At 33.5% G+C, this 17258-nt stretch carries 15 protein-coding genes; 2 read left to right on the top strand and 13 right to left on the bottom strand.

The features are described 5' to 3' along the window. Positions 1–199: 199 nt before the first annotated feature. The 10 genes from V1468_RS11350 to mnmE all read right to left on the bottom strand — a co-directional run bounded on the left by V1468_RS11350 (position 200) and on the right by mnmE (position 11352). Entirely contained in the window at positions 200–3454 is a 3255-nt protein-coding gene (locus tag V1468_RS11350; RefSeq protein ID WP_331810358.1) for an Eco57I restriction-modification methylase domain-containing protein, read from the bottom strand. Positions 3455–3460: 6 nt separating this feature from the next. Further along, the gene (locus tag V1468_RS11345; RefSeq protein ID WP_331810357.1) at positions 3461–3760 is read right to left on the bottom strand and encodes a helix-turn-helix domain-containing protein; all 300 of its coding nucleotides are present in this window, start codon (positions 3758–3760) and stop codon (positions 3461–3463) included. Positions 3761–3938: 178 nt separating this feature from the next. Then, positions 3939–5690: a DUF3987 domain-containing protein gene (locus tag V1468_RS11340; RefSeq protein ID WP_331810356.1), complete on the bottom strand. Its 1752-nt coding sequence runs from the start codon at positions 5688–5690 to the stop codon at positions 3939–3941. After that, a complete protein-coding gene (locus tag V1468_RS11335; protein ID WP_147130649.1) occupies positions 5687–6595 on the bottom strand; it encodes a BT4734/BF3469 family protein in 909 nt (302 codons plus the stop codon). Before V1468_RS11335 ends, V1468_RS11340 begins: the two co-directional genes overlap by 4 nt. Then, positions 6582–6878 (bottom strand): helix-turn-helix domain-containing protein, encoded by a 297-nt coding sequence (locus V1468_RS11330; protein WP_027879784.1) that lies wholly within the window; start codon positions 6876–6878, stop codon positions 6582–6584. Before V1468_RS11330 ends, V1468_RS11335 begins: the two co-directional genes overlap by 14 nt. Continuing rightward, the gene (locus tag V1468_RS11325) at positions 6875–7174 is read right to left on the bottom strand and encodes a helix-turn-helix domain-containing protein (protein WP_036122936.1); all 300 of its coding nucleotides are present in this window, start codon (positions 7172–7174) and stop codon (positions 6875–6877) included. Before V1468_RS11325 ends, V1468_RS11330 begins: the two co-directional genes overlap by 4 nt. 160 nt (positions 7175–7334) lie before the next feature. Next, positions 7335–8282 (bottom strand): DUF6617 family protein, encoded by a 948-nt coding sequence (locus V1468_RS11320; RefSeq protein ID WP_331810355.1) that lies wholly within the window; start codon positions 8280–8282, stop codon positions 7335–7337. Next, complete coding sequence (locus tag V1468_RS11315) at positions 8282–9376, bottom strand: site-specific integrase (RefSeq protein WP_036122932.1); 1095 nt, start codon at positions 9374–9376, stop codon at positions 8282–8284. The genes V1468_RS11320 and V1468_RS11315 overlap by 1 nt, the downstream gene beginning before the upstream one ends. A 7-nt stretch (positions 9377–9383) precedes the next feature. Next, entirely contained in the window at positions 9384–9845 is a 462-nt protein-coding gene (locus V1468_RS11310) for a helix-turn-helix domain-containing protein (protein WP_331810354.1), read from the bottom strand. 121 nt (positions 9846–9966) lie between these two features. Continuing rightward, complete coding sequence (gene mnmE, locus V1468_RS11305) at positions 9967–11352, bottom strand: tRNA uridine-5-carboxymethylaminomethyl(34) synthesis GTPase MnmE (protein ID WP_408647365.1); 1386 nt, start codon at positions 11350–11352, stop codon at positions 9967–9969. Positions 11353–11499: 147 nt separating this feature from the next. On the opposite strand from mnmE, the gene V1468_RS11300 reads away from it, so the two are divergent. Next, positions 11500–12654, top strand: a complete 1155-nt coding sequence (locus tag V1468_RS11300) for a TlpA disulfide reductase family protein (protein WP_331810352.1) — start codon at positions 11500–11502, stop codon at positions 12652–12654. Between the two features lie 52 nt (positions 12655–12706). Here the strand turns inward: V1468_RS11300 and V1468_RS11295 are convergent, their stop codons facing one another. Next, positions 12707–13342: a rhomboid family intramembrane serine protease gene (locus V1468_RS11295; protein WP_331810351.1), complete on the bottom strand. Its 636-nt coding sequence runs from the start codon at positions 13340–13342 to the stop codon at positions 12707–12709. Positions 13343–13404: 62 nt separating this feature from the next. Between V1468_RS11295 and V1468_RS11290 the strand changes: the two genes are divergently transcribed. Further along, positions 13405–14295 (top strand): lysophospholipid acyltransferase family protein, encoded by an 891-nt coding sequence (locus V1468_RS11290; protein ID WP_331810350.1) that lies wholly within the window; start codon positions 13405–13407, stop codon positions 14293–14295. A 19-nt stretch (positions 14296–14314) separates the two neighbouring features. Here V1468_RS11290 and V1468_RS11285 read toward each other — a convergent pair whose 3' ends face one another. Together V1468_RS11285 and glmM are read right to left on the bottom strand one after the other, a co-directional pair. Next, the gene (locus V1468_RS11285) at positions 14315–15820 is read right to left on the bottom strand and encodes an aminotransferase class V-fold PLP-dependent enzyme (RefSeq protein WP_331810349.1); all 1506 of its coding nucleotides are present in this window, start codon (positions 15818–15820) and stop codon (positions 14315–14317) included. Between the two features lie 12 nt (positions 15821–15832). Then, complete coding sequence (gene glmM / locus V1468_RS11280) at positions 15833–17221, bottom strand: phosphoglucosamine mutase (protein ID WP_331810348.1); 1389 nt, start codon at positions 17219–17221, stop codon at positions 15833–15835. Positions 17222–17258: the final 37 nt, after the last annotated feature.

The following is a 17258-nucleotide window of genomic DNA, read 5'->3' as shown; positions in this document are numbered from 1 at the left end:
GTATATAAAGCAAAAGACACACCCTGGGACGCTGTTCTAATGGGTAGCGTGGTGTGTACTGTTATTGCAAAAGTACAAACTTTATACCATATTTTATTGTTTTTTACCATATTTTTTGGTTTTACTATCTGTTTATGAGATTGCTTCGTTGCTCTCGCAATGACCTTTCGACTGCGCTCAAGGCAGGCTAATTATAATTTTATGAGTTTTCTATAATGCTACGTTCTTCTTGTGTTAAGCCATATAAATCGTACACCATCGTATCAATTGTTTTTTCTGTTTGGGTGATTTGGGTTTGTAACTCTTGGGCTTTTTTCTTGTTATCCTCGAAGAGTTCTAACCACTCAAACTCGTCTTTTTTGGTTAGTGGCGTACCACCTGCTTTTTTAATGGCTTTGTTGAGTTCTTTTATAAAGTCTGCAAAGTCTAACTCGTGCCAGTTATCGAGTTTGCGGGTTACAACTAATTCATTGTATTGGTGCAATAAATAGGTTGTAAACTTTGATATAATATTATCATACGTACTGTATAGTTCAATTATTTTTAAAGATTTTTCTTTGAGGCTTGTTGTTTCGTACTTTTCTGGAATAGGAATAGTATTCAGAATAGTTGATGAATATGAGTAATAACCTCCTTGTTTTAATGGGGATGTTGAATGCAAGTAAAATTCAACCAATTTAGAATTTAAAAGGGCTAACAATGCCAATAGGTTATCCTCATGATTAGTTGTTGAATTTAGAGTAATTGAAAAAACCCTTGCTCCACTGTAACCAGATTTGTTATAATCAATACCAAATTTATTATTCTTGGTTTCTCCTGGGTAAACAATTTTAGTCTTATTAAACATATCAATTGTGCCAAATCTTGTTAGCTTATACCAATCTTTAGCACCTTTAAGAGTTTTCCGAGAATCCTTTCTTTCTTCTAATGTTTTTTTGTGAGCATTTAAATAAGCATAGGCGTTTGGAAAATTATTCATTAGTTCTTCTTCAGAAAACAATATGGTATCACCATCTAAATTTTTATAAGGATAAATAATTCTTTTGAGGGCTTCAACCTTTTTATATCTACCACAATTTTCAGCTCTTAATAAAGGCAATAAAATTCCATCTTCGATACTGTGTAATGCTAAATCATTCGCGTCAACTATAAATACTGAATCATTACCTGAAACAATTCCATAATTACAATTACCTATATTTTTTAGATTAGGATAAAGTTTTATTTTTTCGATAATTTCAGTTTCTCTTGAATCTTTTAAAGTCCAACTATCATCAGTCAAATTCTTTATTTGAATGTTTATAGCTTCCCCAAAATCTAATTCTTGTGCTTTTTGTAAAGATTCAACATTAAATAAATTAAAGTTTGTCGGTTTGCTGTTCCGCAATGTAAAAATGCTGACGTAGGTCAAAGCACCTTCAAAAACAGGTAAATCAGCAAAATCTATTAACCTCTCAATTTTAAATTCTTTCAACAATAATTTTCTACAGTTTCTACCATATTCTGTTGTTAAAAATTGATTAGATGTTATGAATGACACCAATCCGTTTTCTCTCAAAATCGCACTTGCGAGTTCAAAAAACATAAGAGAAATATCTATCCTTTTGTGTGCAACTTTTTTATTCTTTTTAAACCAATCAATTTGAGTATGTTCAAGGAATTGTACTCTTACATAAGGTGGATTCCCAATAATGACATCAAAACCACCTTTATCAAATATTTGTGGAAATTCTTGATGCCAATTAAAGGCTTTATCTCCTGCTACAGTTTTGCTATCAATTAATGAGTTGCCACATTTAATGTTGCTGCTTAAATCGTTGAGTTTTCGGCGTGGTTGTGCGGTACGCAACCATAGGGATAGTTTGGCAATTTCTACAGATTCTTCATTGAGGTCTACGCCATAAATATTGTTTTCTAAAATGGTGTTTTCTATATCACTTAATATAAGGCCACCACCTAATACTTTTGCTTTTAGCTCATCGATGTAACGGTGTTCTTTAATAAGAAAATCTAACGCTTGGTTTAAAAATGCTCCAGAGCCACAAGCAGGGTCGCAAATGGTTATTTGCAGTAACCACGCTCTGTAATTATCTAAAACCTCTAATAGTTGTTTTTTGGTGTTTTGGTGTGTCCCTTTTTTTATCTCGAAATAGGCTTCTTCCTTAAAACCTAATTGGTCTTTTTTCTCTTGGCAAAGTTTACCAACGGTATTTTCTACAATGTATTTGGTAATGTATTTTGGTGTGTAGAACACGCCATCTTTTTTACGCTTACTCTTTTGCTTATCGAACTCGCCACCTTCAATTTCAGCATTAACGCTTTCTATTTCGTTAAGTGAGTTTTCAAAAATGTGACCTAAAATATTAACATCTACTTGACTGCTAAAATCGTATTTAGCGAGTTTGTAGGTGTGTTTGTAAAGTAAGTCATCATCAATCTCTAAACTATCGAGAATGGCATCCGGTTTAAACAATCCGCCATTGTAGGCATAGATTTCTGCTCTTGAGGTTGTGCCTTTTCTACCTTCATCTAAAAAATGAAAGTATTGTTTAAAGAGGTTGTATAATGGGCGTTCATCACCAAAATCGATGTCGGCTTTCCACTTATCTAATATCTGTATTGTTGAGTTTGGTGGTAATAAGTCTCTATCTTCCGCAAAGAAAATGAACAGGAAACGGTCTATGAGTTTCTGTGATTTTTTGAATAGGGATAGTTTTACGTTTTTTTCGAGTGCTTTTAGTTCGTCAGCTTCTTGAGACATCTCGACTGCGCTCGATGTGACAGCTTCGGATTTAATGCGTTTGGCATTTCGTTTTACGAGGTCTCTAAAGAGTTCGCGTTTAAATACGGAATAGTCGTTGTAAAACTGTTTGGTAATCTTGTCTTCCTCAACTAAAGACGCTTCTTTAACGGTTAATGGTAGATTGTTGAGAATGTTATCCTTTTGTAAGCACAGGTGCATTAAAGCAAATTCTTCGGGCGCTAACTGAAAGAGATTAAACTCTAAAAACTCGGTAGCATCATTGATGTAAAACCGCAACTTCTCAAAGTTGGATGTGATGACATACACACAGCCTTTTTGATTGGCTTTATAGTCGAATGCCTGTTTACGGATGCTTTCTAAATCTTTGGTGTTGGTTCCCTTTAGCTCAATAACTCCAATAGCTTTGGTTTCCTTTAAAATAGCTCCATCTGCTTTTCCTGCTCCTTTTTGGTTTTTAAACTCGGTAGTGATATTAAAATCAGGCTTTGGATTTAGCGTATAACCCAAGACATTGACAAACAGCTCATCCAGAAACTTTGCCTGGTACTGTTCTTCTTTAGAGTTTTTAATATTCTCTTGAATGGTAGCATTGTGAAAATACTTGGTATATTTTTTATAGGCACGCTCTACTACTGAATTATCTTGTTGCGCCAGATATGTTTTTAATACTGATGTTTGAAATAATGCCATTTAAAGCTACTTTTTTTGGTTGGTTAAGTTCTTAATTTCTTCTTCTACTTTTTTGAGGATTTCCGTACTGTTGGATACATCTTTAAGCATATTGACAATTTTATCAGCCATCCAAAACTTTAGTAAATCACTTTCACTTTTGTTTAATGCCTTTGCTAAATCTTCCACCTGTTCCTTTCGGGCCATACGTGTACCACGTTCAATTTTACTTAATAAGGCGGTATCAATGTTCATTTGAGAGGCAACCTCACGCAGTAATAGTTGCTTTTCTTCCCTTAACTTCCTTATATAATTACCAAATGTCATTTTAGAGATATTTTGACTTGTCAATATTTGTCTAATTTAAGAAAAGGAAACAAAAGGAAAGTAAAAAGATATAAACAGTTATTAACAGCATTTCGACTGCGCTCAATGTGACATTTGAGGAAGTTGAGGATTTGAGGAAATCCATTTAATCATATCCTTAAATCCTCGAAATCCTTAACTATATCTTTGCAGGATTTGAATAGTTGTTGTGGGCTTCTCTGTGTATTAATCCTGCATCAACAAATTTAGTCATATAGCCTTCTGCGGTTTTGTGTGGGATGCTCTGATTTGTAGCTAAATCTAAATACTCCTGTCTGTTAAATTGCTTTGGTAAACTCTCTAAAAAGCGTTCTTTTCTATTTAAACGTTTTGTTGCTTTTTGCTCAATAGGTAAATCATTAAAGACTTTACTACTGTGCTTCACTAAAATTGAAATTATGGTTAGTGCGTTTTCAAAATCTATATCCTCACATTCTTTAGTTGTGTTTACATCGCCATCTTCCATAATGCGAAAGGCTGTAAATAGCATCATTATCCTAAACGCAATTAAACCTAAACGTCTTATTGTTGCAATGTACTCTTCGGGTTGTAGGTTGATGTATTTGGTCTGTAAGGATTCAAAAAACGTATTGAATTGCTGTTGTTGGGTTGTAGTTAACCGTATTTCAATCTCTGGATTGTTTTTTAGCGTTTTGTACAGTTCTAAAAACTCGCTACCCAATTGGTTGTAGTAATCGTCTAAACCTACTTTATTGCTATTTTGAAACACGTTTTTCCAAGTTGGTTTTATATTCATATAGTAAAACATAAAACGACTAAACAAACCATTTTCTGCGTTGGGTATTAAGGTTGCCACTTGTTTAGGTGTGCCTGATAATACTGTTGACAAACACGGTTTCTCAATATCTACATATTCTCTATCTGTTCTGCGATAATAGCTTATAGTTTCGTGATGAAAGGCTTTACGAAAACCATCGGAATAATTACCATAATCGCTTTTAAAGGCTTGTGCTAACGTATCGCCTTCGGTTTCAAAAATTAACCCTCTGCCTTTATTATCAGAAATTAATTGATATACGCCTGTTACACTATTGTTAGCAGGAATAAACAGCATTCTTTCTGGTGGTTTACTTGGTTTTTCCAAGTTTTCATCTTTACCCTTGTTCATATTATAAGTTGCCATTTCTGTATTAAATTGTTGCTTTAGAACTTTGGCTTGTTCCCGTTTTAACTTGTGAACAGGTTCTACCAAATTTTTAATTTGATTAAGCCTGCCTTTACCTGCAGATGCAGGTGCAGTTACAAAAAGATATAAATTAGCAAACACCTTACGTTGGTCGTAGATACCAAAGAGTTTAGGAAAGCAGGCACTAAAAGCCGTTAAAGCTCCTAACAACAAAATGTCCTTTTCCTCTTGACTGCTCGCTGGATTTACAACTTGTTGTAAAAACTGCGGTAAGGTATTAAATACCTCATCCGGTATTGTTGGCATTGCTTGGTTGGGTGTATCAACAATAGTTGCAACGTTTGTTGCAACTTCGTTGTTGTACTGTTGTTTGGTCGGTTTGATACCTGATTGATGTGCGTTATGGTAAAAGGTAGCAATAGTAATTCCGTGTCCTTTTGCGTTTAGGCATTTGTTGAATTGTGCGTCACACTCTTTGGCATCGTAACCTGCATAATTTTTGCTTATTCGGTGGAAATAATCTCTTCCTGTTTCTCCATATTCTTCAGCTAAAGCAAAACCTAAATCTCTCCAAGTTGCATAGTTTCCTGTTATGTCCAAACCTGATTGCTCGATTGCTGAAATGTAGGATTCAATGTCGTTATCAGCAACAGCAACAACATTAGTTGTTGCCGTGTTGCTTTTTGGTTGAGGTTGCTCTTTAGGAACTTCTAACCAATCTTTTGGGTTAAATATTTTTGTCATAATGCTTGATGTCTTTTATGTAGAAAGGCTGTTGGGTCATATGGTAAAAAACACGCTCTGGAAACGTCTTTACCTGACTGGTCAACCTCAATGTTATAATTGTGTTTAATGTAATTTGCTACTGCTGTGAAATATTCTGAATGTGATACTTCTGAAACATCTATTCTAATAATCCATTTTAAACCATCACCAGATGGTGATATGAATAGCATTTCGGTTTCAAAATATTCATCATTTAAGAGTTGTGTTCTTAACTCTTGTAAATTCTCTAAATGGTCAAAATCAATCGTTAATAGATTAGAATGCTTTAGCAAATTGTTATCACTTCGTTTTTCAAATGTTCCTGAAAGTGTTACGTAATCAAAGCGATTTGCTTTGAATTTACGTGCTTCTTTTACATTGGTAATTGCTCTTAATTCTTCAGTAATCCTTTTGTATTTATCACTTGTGATTAATGCAAATATTTGATGCAGTCGCAATGTTTCCGCAGGAAATACATTACGAACAGGTGCTTTGAAAAAGCTACAGTAAGCATACCAGGTATCGTCTGGTTCGTTTAACCATTCTAACTCGTCATTTTCTTTGATTTCTAAATTCAGATGTACTGCTTCATTTATTTTCTGCAATAAATCAGCTTCATCAATAGTTTTAAAATGATATTTGGCAAATTCAAATACATCACCGTTAAAGGTTTTTAGTTCGGTATCTCTATGGGTTGCAATCACTCCATCAATATGAATCCGTAAAGTTTCTTTTCCACCATTAAATGGGTTACGAGTTATCCCGCAGTCCCTTCCTTTTACGGAAAGGACTGTTGTATCAGGATAATACTGTCTTAACACATAGGCATAAATCTTTAAGCCATAATGTGTTTTGTCTAAAATTGCTTCTCTACTTATTTCCATCTTGCTTGAAATTATGGTTGTAGTAGTTATCTTGAAGCAATTGCTCTATGTCAGCAACTCTATAGTAAAATTTACCTTTTACTTTGCTGTAAGGCAAAGTGCCATTGGTTCTTAAAGTTTGCAACGTACGCTTACTAATATGTAAAGTCTGCAATACATCTTGATTGTCTATCCACGTATCCTTTAATACTTCTGCTCTCGATTGTCGCAACAATTCGATACGTGCTTTTAAGTCCTTTATATCTTGCGAGAGTGCCAAGATTAAATCGATTATTTCAGTCATAACTTCACCGCTCCTTTCTTAATTAGGTAATCGGCAGCTTGCTGTTCGATTTCATCTTGTGAATCAACACGGTTACTTAATAACCATTCTTCTAATTCGACTCTGTTAAAATAAATTTTCTTTCCATTCGGTTTATAATGTGGAATGGTTCCTGTACTTGTAAGTTTGTATAAATGGGATTGTGATAATTCCAAAAACTTACACGCTTCGTTGAAGCTCAATACGTTTTTTACAATAATGTTTCTGTCTAAAACGTGCTGTTCAATAATTTTGAGACGTTCTAATATTTCGTCCATAACTAATAAAATTTTAGTTTTTAGTAAATGGACATCTGGCCAAATGTCATTCTTGGTTTTCAAGAACAGGACAAAGGTTCAAAATTGGCTTCTCGATTTTAGTAAGAGTGTAAAACAAGGGTAAGACAACAGTAAGGTTTCTTACTATTCTTACTGTTTTTTATTGCAGTTGTTGGATAATGTTATCTATTTCTTCCTTTTCTTTTGGGTTATGAACTTTGTTTTTGTGAAGATTATTAGCCTTTAATAGCGTACCTGTTTTGGTAACAAATTTTCCAGAACGTTCTATTGCCGTAGGATTGAAATAAATAAAAAATGGTTTAAGTTTTGTTACAAGGTAACTAAACTGTGTCGTCTCGCATTGAAGATAAATTTGCGATTCTGTATTTGTGAAATCTTTTGCTAATAAGAGTTCGTGCAACTGTTCTACAGTTGTACGGTTATCTAACAAATCTATTTTTAGATTTACCAGTTTGAGCACAGTTAGCAAAGTTGAAGTGTCATTACTTTTATATCCGAAAGAAGTCTTTGGTTTTGCTTTCGTTTTTGATGTTTTTTTGGTAGCAACTTTTTTAGTGGTGCTCTTTTCTATCACATTAACATCAAAAGTTTCATCATTAAAGTATTTTTCTGCAATTTCTGAAATAGAAAATGTTGTGTTTTCTGAAAACTGACCGTATTGCTCTTGTAGTTCAGCATACAATCTTATAGCAGACACTTTTAAGTAGTTTATGATATAATTATCATCATTATTTAAATCTGCTGTTATTCCTCTCTTATTGATATAAGTTGCAATGTCATTTAAGTACTTATCAAATTTATTAAGTAGAATAGTATAGCTATATTTATTTTCCGGTGTAGTTGCATTTACGGGAAATTCTTTTGAAAATGATGCTACTGTATTTTCTGTTTCAACAAAGATTAGCTTTTGGTAGTATTCTTTTTTCGCATTTAAAGGCTTTTTAAAGTTTACTTTAAAAACTGCATTATTGGCTTTTGGATTCAATTTAAAATCAGACAGTAGGTATTTAAAATCCTTTTTTTGTCTATTATCTCTATGTAAGCCATTGGTTATAGAAACCAAACTTGAAAATACACTTCCTTTCATTATAAATCCAGTTGAATACGGTTAGCAGCTTCTTTCTTTTTATCGTCAATTACTTTAGCATATATCTGTGTAGTGCGTAATTCTTTATGACCTAATAATTTTGATACTGTATATATGTCTGTACCCAATGTTAATTGTAAGGTAGCGTAGGTATGGCGCGCGCAATGGAAGGTTATATTTTTAGTAATACCTGCTTTCATCATCCATTGTTGTAGCTTTAAGTTAGACCAGGCACTATAATGTAAGCCATCAAACACTTTATCATCTGGATTACCTTTTTCTCCTAATAGATTTCTTGCTTGGTCTGATATTGGTAAGGTTTCAACACCTTTAGTTTTCTTTTGTCTAAACCTGATATAATATCCCATTTCTTTAGAGTGCTGGATTTCTGACCATATTAGTTTTTCAATATCTGACCAACGTAATCCGGTTAAAGCTGAAAAAATAAAAGCATTCTTTAAAATAGGCAGTTCACATTCTGTATTAACTACTTTTTGTAATTCATCAAGCGTTAAAAATTCTCGTTGAGGTTCGCCTTGTTTGAAGTATTCAACACCATTTGCAGGATTTACTTTTAAAATACCATCCTTGACCGCCTGTTTTAATGCTGCTGAAAATTTTCCGAAATATGAATATTTTGAATTTTGAGACAGTTTTTTACCTGCTCTACTTATTGCATCTTTATCTAAATACTCTTTGAAACGCTCAACAAATGATTTGTCTATGTCTTGAAAACTAACATCAGTTGGACAAAACTTTTTTAAATGTTTTAGCATACTATTCCAATTTCCATAGTTGCCAGAGCTTGTATTTTTCTTTTCTGCTAAAGCTGTGATATAAGTAATAAAACTGCCTTTTAGCTTTTCAATATCTTGAAAGCCATAAATACCGTTTTGAATTTCAATCTGTCGTTGTGCACAAATAGTTTCTGCAAGTTGCTTCGTTTTCCTATTTACCTCTCTTTCCGTTTTGGTTTTAGGATTTGGTGTAAGGTATAAGCGTAAGTATTCGGTTTTACGTTTACCTTTATGATAGTAATCTAAATACAGGCTTATTTTGTCGTTTTTCTTGCGTTGTCTTAATGTTACTTTCATAATGGAATTAATTAAAGAGGTTTTCTATTTGCCATCTGGCCACAATACGCTTTCTACCAAAAGGAACTGCTTTTAAACGTCCTTGTTGAATCATTCTTTGAATGGTCCATCTACTCACACCAATAAGTTGTGAGGCTTCTGTAACGCTTAAAAAATCTTTGTTATTTACAGCATTAGGATTGTGAACTTCAACAACTTGTTTTTGCTGTTGCATATCTTCAGTAAGAGTAGCTTGGATTTTTTCTTTACGCTTACGTGCCTTATATGCTCTTTTTGCACAAGTATCGCCACAGTATTTAGTAACTGTTGTACGTGCTGTGAAGGCATTACCGCAATGCTTACAAGTTTTAGGAATGAATAAATTACTGCTCATAAATGGTGCTTTATGTAGCGTAATGGTGCAACGTGGTGCGTTATGGTGCATCATTTCGCCTTTATTTTTGCCAACAGATTTGGGCAACAAATCCATATTTAAGGCAACAGATATACAACAAATTTAATCAAAAAAGAGTAAATAAGCAACAAATAAAAGAAGATAAAACACTATAAAATCAACAATAACAAGGTATTAACAAATAAAAGAAAGTAAGTTACTTCCCGATACAGAAATTAGCAAAAATATTACCAAGTAAGTCATCATTTGTAATCTCACCTGTAATTTCACCAAAATGATATAAGGCTTGGCGAATGTCTATAGCCAACAAATCGCCTGAAAGCCCTGTTTCTAAACCATATTTCACTTTTTGAATCTCTTCAAAAGCCTTTAAAAGAGCATCATAATGTCGAGTATTGGTCACTATGGTTTCATTATTTCGTAAAGCACCAGTATTTATAAGATTTAATAATGAATTTGTTAATTGCTCAACACCAAATCCTGTTTTAGCAGAGAGTAGTAAAACATCTGCAATAGTAGAATTAATCTTTGCCAATTGAGTATCATCCAATTGATCTATTTTGTTAGCTATAACCAATAATGGTTTTTGAGGGTATTTATTTCTTATCTTTTCAATCTCAATTCTTACATCTTCAAGAGCATTTATATTTTTGCTGGCATCAAAAAGATAAATCGTTACTTGAGATTGCTCTATTTTTTCAAAAGTCTTTTTTATACCTATACTTTCAACCACATCCTTGGTCTCTCTTATTCCTGCTGTATCAATAAATCGAAAACCGATACCTCCAATGGAAATTTCGTCTTCAATAGTATCTCTTGTAGTACCAGCAATTTCAGAAACTATGGCACGCTCTTCATTTAATAATGCATTAAGAAGTGTGGATTTACCAACATTAGGTTCACCTACAATGGCTACAGGAATGCCATTTTTAATCACATTACCAACAGCAAAAGAGTCTATTAAACGCTTTAATACAAAAGTGATGCGCTCTATTAATTCTTTAAATTGAGTTCTGTCTGCAAACTCAACATCTTCTTCTGCAAAATCTAATTCTAACTCAATTAGAGATGCAAAGTTTAAAAGCTCTGCTCTCAACTTGGCTATCTCAGAAGAAAAACCTCCACGCATTTGTTGCATAGCAATTTGGTGTGAAGCTTCATTATCACTACTTATTAAATCTGCAACTGCTTCTGCCTGACTTAAATCTAATTTACCGTTTAAAAATGCACGAAGTGTAAACTCACCAGCATTTGCCATTCTACAACCTTGTCGCAAAAATAGTTGTATAATTTCTTGTTGAATGTAAGGCGATCCATGACATGACACTTCTATAACATCTTCACCTGTATACGAATTTGGGTTTTTAAAAACAGACACCAAAACCTCATCTATAGTCTTACTACCATCTATAATATGACCTAAATGAATCGTATGAGTAGATTGATTTTTAAGATTTTTACCAGAAACAGATTTAAAAGCAGAAGAGGCTATCGCAATAGCGTCTTTACCAGATAATCTTATAATAGCAATAGCGCCACTACCTGATGGTGTTGCCAAGGCTACAATGGTATCATTTTGCATAGTCATTAGATTTATTACAAAAGTATTGTAAAATATGGGATTGTTAAAAAGTTAAAGAATTCTATTTAAGATTTAATTCACATCGAAATCTTAGAATAATCAGCCTAGGTTGTTATATTTGCTAAGCAAAAATTGAAAATGATAAAAATGAAAAAATTACTAATCTTATTAGTTGTAACACTTGTATTTGCAAGTTGTAATGAAAGTAAAGAAACAGGATATGTTATAAATGGTAATGCTGAAGGCATACACAATGGTGTTAGAGTACGTTTGGCTCAAATTGATGAAAAAGGAAAACAAGTTATAAAAGACTCTGCCGTTGTAATGGATGGAAAATTTAATATTAAAGGTGCTGTTGAAGAACCTGGTGTATATTTTTTATCTGCCGATGGAACTCCGGGAAATATGGTTTTTATGCTTGAGAACAGCGATATAAATATAGATTTCAATTCTAAAATGCCAATGGATTCTAAGGTTACTGGTTCTGAATCTAACAAAAGTTATGAAGATTTTCAGAATGGAATGCTAGAATTTAGAAAAGAAGGAGAGGCAATTATGAAAAGATTTCAAGAATTAGGACAAGAGCCTGCACCAGAAACTAGAGATTCTATTAAGAAAGCTATGGATAATATGAGACAAAGACAATCGGCGTATCCACTTAGCTTTGTAGAAAACAATAACGATAGTTATTTTAGTTTAAATCTTATTCAATTAGAATCTAGTAGACCTACTTTTGATGTTGTAAAATACAAAGAGATTTTTGAAAGTTTTCCTGCCAATTTAAAGGAATCTAAAAGAGGTCAAATTGTAAAGCAAAGACTAGACGAACTTTATAAAGAATACGAAAAAATAGCTCATTTAGATTTAGGTAAGATAGCCCCAAACTTTGAGTCTAAAACACCAGAGGGTGAAACAGTAAGTTTAAATGACTTAAAAGGAAAAGTAACTATTATCGATTTTTGGGCAGCATGGTGTGGTCCTTGCAGAAGAGAAAACCCTAATGTGGTTAAGGTATACGAGCAATACCATGATAAAGGTTTAGAAATTATTGGTATCTCATTAGATGGTGCACCAAATCAAAAAGATCCTAAAAAAGCGTGGTTAGATGCCATAGAAAAAGATGGATTAGAATGGAACCATTTATCTAGCCTAATGTACTTTAACGATCCTGTTGCTAAGCAATACAATATAAAATCTATACCTGCCACTTACATCTTAGACGAGGAAGGTAAAATCGTAGCAAAAAATTTAAGAGGTGCTGCGCTAGAGCTTAAAATTAAAGAGCTTCTTGGTAATCCTTAATTTGCGTGATTTTTTGATATAAAAAAGCCTGCACTATGCAGGCTTTTTCTTTTTAATGTAATTTGCCGGTTTTATAAAGCACAAACAAAATAATTATAGGAATGGCTAATAAACCTATGTGAGCTAAATCGGTTTCAAATAAACTGGGTTTTAAAATTAAAGTCACAGCGTAACCTCCTACAGCACCACCAAAGTGTGCATCGTGGCCTATGTTTCCAACTCTGTTTTTCATTCCGTATATGGAATATAGAAGATAACCAATACCAAATATATAGCCTGGTATAAAATTAATTCGCATATTCGGTTCTAATAAAATAGCCGAGTATAACACGCCAGTTACCGCACCACTTGCTCCAATAGCACTATACCAAAACTCTTCTTTGTGAAAATACAATGAGAGTAAATTTCCAAAAATTAAACTTGCCAAATAAACAGTTATAAAATTTATGTTTCCAAGGTCTTTTATAACGGTATGAGCAAAAAAGAAAAGCGTTACCATATTAAACAATAGATGCTTAGAATCTGCATGTAAAAAGCCAGAACTAAACATTCTTATTTGTTCTCCACGTCTTATACTACCTACATTAAACTTATACTTTTCAAAAAATAAACGATCATCAAAACCTTTTAAAGACATTATAACATTAGCTGCAATAATTGCAACAGTAACGGAATCTAAATTGTACATAAACTCTAATCTTATAAATCAAATATAGCATATATTTGCTGTTGCAAAACTAACATACTTTCATGCAACTTATTGCCTATATTCTCATTTATCCTATTCTTTGGTTAATTTCTATTTTGCCGTTTAGATTACTCTATGGTCTTTCTGATGTATTATACATCTTTCTTTTTAAAATTTTCGGATATAGAAAGTCTACTGTAAAAGAGAATCTTCGTCTGGTATTTCCTGATAAACCTGAAAAGGAAATAGCTACCATTACTAGTCAATTTTATCATCATTTATGTGATATGATAGTTGAAGCTATTAAATCTTTAACTATTTCTGAGAAAGAAATGAAAAAGCGTTTCAAGTTTACCAATATTGAAGAACTACATAAGCTTGAAGAAAAAGAACGCAGCATTATACTTATGTGCGCTCATTATGGCAGTTGGGAGTGGATATTTATATTACAAACTTACTTGAAGTATAAAGGTTATGCTGTGTATAAAAGACTAGCTAATAAACATTTTGACAAACTAGTAAAGAGAATACGTGCTAAGTACAATTCACATTTAATTACTACAAAAGAAACATTTGACATTCTTGCAAAAGCCAAAAGTAAAGGAGAACTAACGATTAACGGATTTGTCTCAGATCAATCCCCAAAAGCAAATAAAGCCTTCCACTGGAATGATTTTATGGGTATAAAAGTACCTATGTACACTGGCGCAGAAATGCTTGCAAAAAAGCTTGATATGGCTGTTGTATTTTTTAGTGTAAAACGATTAAAAAGAGGATACTACGAAACCACATTTCAAACAATTACAGAAAACCCTAAAGAATATAAAGACTACGAAATTACAGATATCTTCTTTAAACTAGTTGAACAACAAATTAAAGAAGCTCCTCAATATTATCTTTGGACACATAAACGTTGGAAGCACAGAGACAAGGTTCCTGAACGTTTTAAATAAAATATAAGTTTGATGGTTATTAATCCAAATCAAACCAACCATCTACATTAGTCGTAGTACATGGTTTATCGATTAAAGATTTATGGATAAATTCGTTATTGCAACGAGAGTATTCATAGTCTTTAGCCCATTCCTCGTGATTTTTGGCTAAGTCAACAATACTATTACAAACATACTCAATCTCTTCATTGGTTGTTGTTGGATGAATAGACATACGTATCCAACCTGGCTTGCGGACTAAATCTCCAATAGAAATCTCGTCCGTAAGCTCTTTAGATGTTTGCTGATCTACGTGTAATAAAAAATGTCCATACGTACCTGCACAACTGCAACCTCCACGAGTTTGTATTCCAAATCTGTCGTTTAGTAATTTTACACCAAGGTTGTAATGCAAATCATCAATGTAAAAAGAAATAACACCCAAACGATCTTGATGCTGACCAGCCAAAATATTAATGTTAGAAACCGGTTGAAGCTTATTGAAAATAATATCTATAAGCTCATGCTCGCGCTCAAGGATATTACTAACTCCCATTTGCTCTTTCAGCTTAATAGATAAAGCCGTTTTTATAGTTTGAAGAAATCCTGGTGTACCACCATCTTCTCTGTCTTCAATGTTATCAATGTATTTATGCTCTCCCCAAGGATTCGTCCAACTTACAGTACCTCCACCAGGACAATCTGGTACCATATTATGGTATAATTTCTTATTGAAAACCAACACACCAGAAGTACCTGGTCCACCTAAAAATTTATGTGGTGAGAAAAATATAGCATCAAGCTGTTCTTCTTCATCTTCTGGGTTCATATCTATATCTACATAAGGTGCCGAACATGCAAAATCCACAAAACACACACCTCCATGCTGATGCATAAGCTTAGCTGCCTTATGATATGGTGTTTGTATGCCTGTAACATTAGATCCACCAACAATAGAGCAAATTTTTAATGTTCTGTCTTTATACTGTTCTAGTAATACTTCAAGATTATTTAAACAGAATAAACCGTTATCGTCTGGTGGCACTACTTCTACTTTTGCAATGGTTTCTAACCATGAGGTTTGGTTAGAGTGATGCTCCATATGTGAGATAAAAACAACAGGTCGCATTTCATCTGGCACAGTTGTATACTCTCTTAGATTCTCAGGAATTTTTAGTCCTAAAATACGTTGAAACTTATTAACTACACCTGTCATTCCATTACCAGTAACAATTAAAACATCGTCCTCATTAGCATTAACATGGTTTTTTATAATGTGTTTGGCTTTGTGATACGCTTTTGTCATAGCTGTACCAGAAACCGTCGTTTCAGTATGAGTATTAGCTACAAAAGGGCCAAACTCATTAAGTAGTTTTTCTTCTATTGGTCTATACAAACGTCCTGAAGCCGTCCAATCTGTATAGATTATTTTTTGTTCACCAAAAGGAGATACAAATGTCTGATCTTGACCAACAATGTGTTTTCTAAATTGCTCAAAATAAGCTTCAAGCGTTGATGTGTTATGTGTTGTTGCTTCAGAAATCATAACTTAAATATACTAAATATTAGCGATAGCTTTAATTTCTGCAATAAAACGATCTGCTAAATCATCTGCAGCTTCTTGCGACTGAGCTTCTGTATAAATACGAATAATAGGTTCGGTATTACTCTTCCTTAAGTGTACCCAACTTTCTGCAAAATCAATTTTTACACCATCTATGGTTGTTAATGTTTCGTGACTGTAATTAGCTTCCATAGTTTTTAAAATAGCATCAACATCTAATTGTGGTGTTAATTGAATTTTCTTCTTACTCATGTAGTAATTCGGATACGTTGCACGTAATGAACTTACCGACATCTTTTTCTCTGCTAAAAGACTTAAGAATAAAGCCACACCAACTAACGCATCGCGTCCATAATGTAACTCAGGATAAATAATTCCTCCATTACCTTCACCACCAATAACCACATTATTTTTCTTCATCAATTCTACCACATTTACCTCACCAACTGCACTGGCTTCGTAAGTTCCTCCATGCTTTTCGGTAACATCGCGTAAGGCACGTGTAGAACTCATATTACTAACGGTATTCCCTGGATTTTTACTCAACACATAGTCTGCACAAGCCACTAAAGTATATTCTTCACCAAACATTTCTCCTTTTTCATCCATAAAGGCCAAACGATCTACATCTGGATCTACTACTATACCAAAATCAGCATGTTCTTTTACCACAGCTTTTGCTAAATCACCTAAGTGCTCCTTTAAAGGCTCTGGATTATGCGGAAAATGACCTGTTGGTTCGCAATACAATTTTACAGGTTCAACACCTAAACGCTCTAATAATAATGGAATCGCAATACCTCCTGTAGAATTTACACCATCAACTACAACTTTAAAATTAGCGGCTTCAATAGCATCTTTGTTGACTAACGGTAAATCTAAAACCTCATCGATATGCAAATCGATATACGCATCGTTTTTAGTAATCTTACCAAGGTCATCCACCTCAGCAAAAGTCATATCGTTAGATGCAGCAATATCAAGAATCTTCTTGCCTTCTACTCCATTTAAAAACTCACCTTTATGATTCAATAATTTTAAAGCATTCCATTGTTTTGGGTTATGGCTTGCTGTTAAAATAATACCACCATCTGCATGTTCCATTGGTACAGCAACCTCAACGGTAGGTGTTGTTGATAGGCCTAAATCTATAACATGAATTCCCATACCAACTAAGGTGTTCATTACTAAACTCTGAATCATTTCACCAGAGATACGTGCATCTCTACCAACCACAACTCTATAGTTATCCTTACTGCGTTGTTGTTTTAGCCAAGTACCGTAAGCTGCTGCAAATTTTACAGCATCTATTGGTGTTAAATTGTCTTCAACAGCACCTCCAATTGTTCCACGAATTCCTGAAATTGATTTAATTAAAGTCATAGATTTTTGATTTTAAGCAAATATAAGATGTTAGAGA

The organism is Winogradskyella poriferorum (assembly GCF_036553625.1).
GTDB classification, from domain to species: Bacteria; Bacteroidota; Bacteroidia; order Flavobacteriales; family Flavobacteriaceae; genus Winogradskyella; species Winogradskyella poriferorum.
This window is presented reverse-complemented; position numbering and strand designations above follow the sequence as displayed.

What these genes read in the sequence shown, in the direction of transcription:
- V1468_RS11350 (WP_331810358.1), bottom strand. Translation starts at nt 3,454, where the DNA reads ATGGCATTATTTCAAACATCAGTATTAAAAACATATCTGGCGCAACAA.
- V1468_RS11335 (WP_147130649.1), bottom strand. Translation starts at nt 6,595, where the DNA reads ATGGAAATAAGTAGAGAAGCAATTTTAGACAAAACACATTATGGCTTA.
- mnmE (WP_408647365.1), bottom strand. Translation starts at nt 11,352, where the DNA reads ATGCAAAATGATACCATTGTAGCCTTGGCAACACCATCAGGTAGTGGC.
- V1468_RS11315 (WP_036122932.1), bottom strand. Translation starts at nt 9,376, where the DNA reads ATGAAAGTAACATTAAGACAACGCAAGAAAAACGACAAAATAAGCCTG.
- V1468_RS11330 (WP_027879784.1), bottom strand. Translation starts at nt 6,878, where the DNA reads ATGACTGAAATAATCGATTTAATCTTGGCACTCTCGCAAGATATAAAG.
- glmM (WP_331810348.1), bottom strand. Translation starts at nt 17,221, where the DNA reads ATGACTTTAATTAAATCAATTTCAGGAATTCGTGGAACAATTGGAGGT.
- V1468_RS11290 (WP_331810350.1), top strand. Translation starts at nt 13,405, where the DNA reads ATGCAACTTATTGCCTATATTCTCATTTATCCTATTCTTTGGTTAATT.
- V1468_RS11295 (WP_331810351.1), bottom strand. Translation starts at nt 13,342, where the DNA reads ATGTACAATTTAGATTCCGTTACTGTTGCAATTATTGCAGCTAATGTT.
- V1468_RS11300 (WP_331810352.1), top strand. Translation starts at nt 11,500, where the DNA reads ATGAAAAAATTACTAATCTTATTAGTTGTAACACTTGTATTTGCAAGT.
- V1468_RS11310 (WP_331810354.1), bottom strand. Translation starts at nt 9,845, where the DNA reads ATGGATTTGTTGCCCAAATCTGTTGGCAAAAATAAAGGCGAAATGATG.
- V1468_RS11340 (WP_331810356.1), bottom strand. Translation starts at nt 5,690, where the DNA reads ATGACAAAAATATTTAACCCAAAAGATTGGTTAGAAGTTCCTAAAGAG.
- V1468_RS11345 (WP_331810357.1), bottom strand. Translation starts at nt 3,760, where the DNA reads ATGACATTTGGTAATTATATAAGGAAGTTAAGGGAAGAAAAGCAACTA.
- V1468_RS11320 (WP_331810355.1), bottom strand. Translation starts at nt 8,282, where the DNA reads ATGAAAGGAAGTGTATTTTCAAGTTTGGTTTCTATAACCAATGGCTTA.
- V1468_RS11325 (WP_036122936.1), bottom strand. Translation starts at nt 7,174, where the DNA reads ATGGACGAAATATTAGAACGTCTCAAAATTATTGAACAGCACGTTTTA.
- V1468_RS11285 (WP_331810349.1), bottom strand. Translation starts at nt 15,820, where the DNA reads ATGATTTCTGAAGCAACAACACATAACACATCAACGCTTGAAGCTTAT.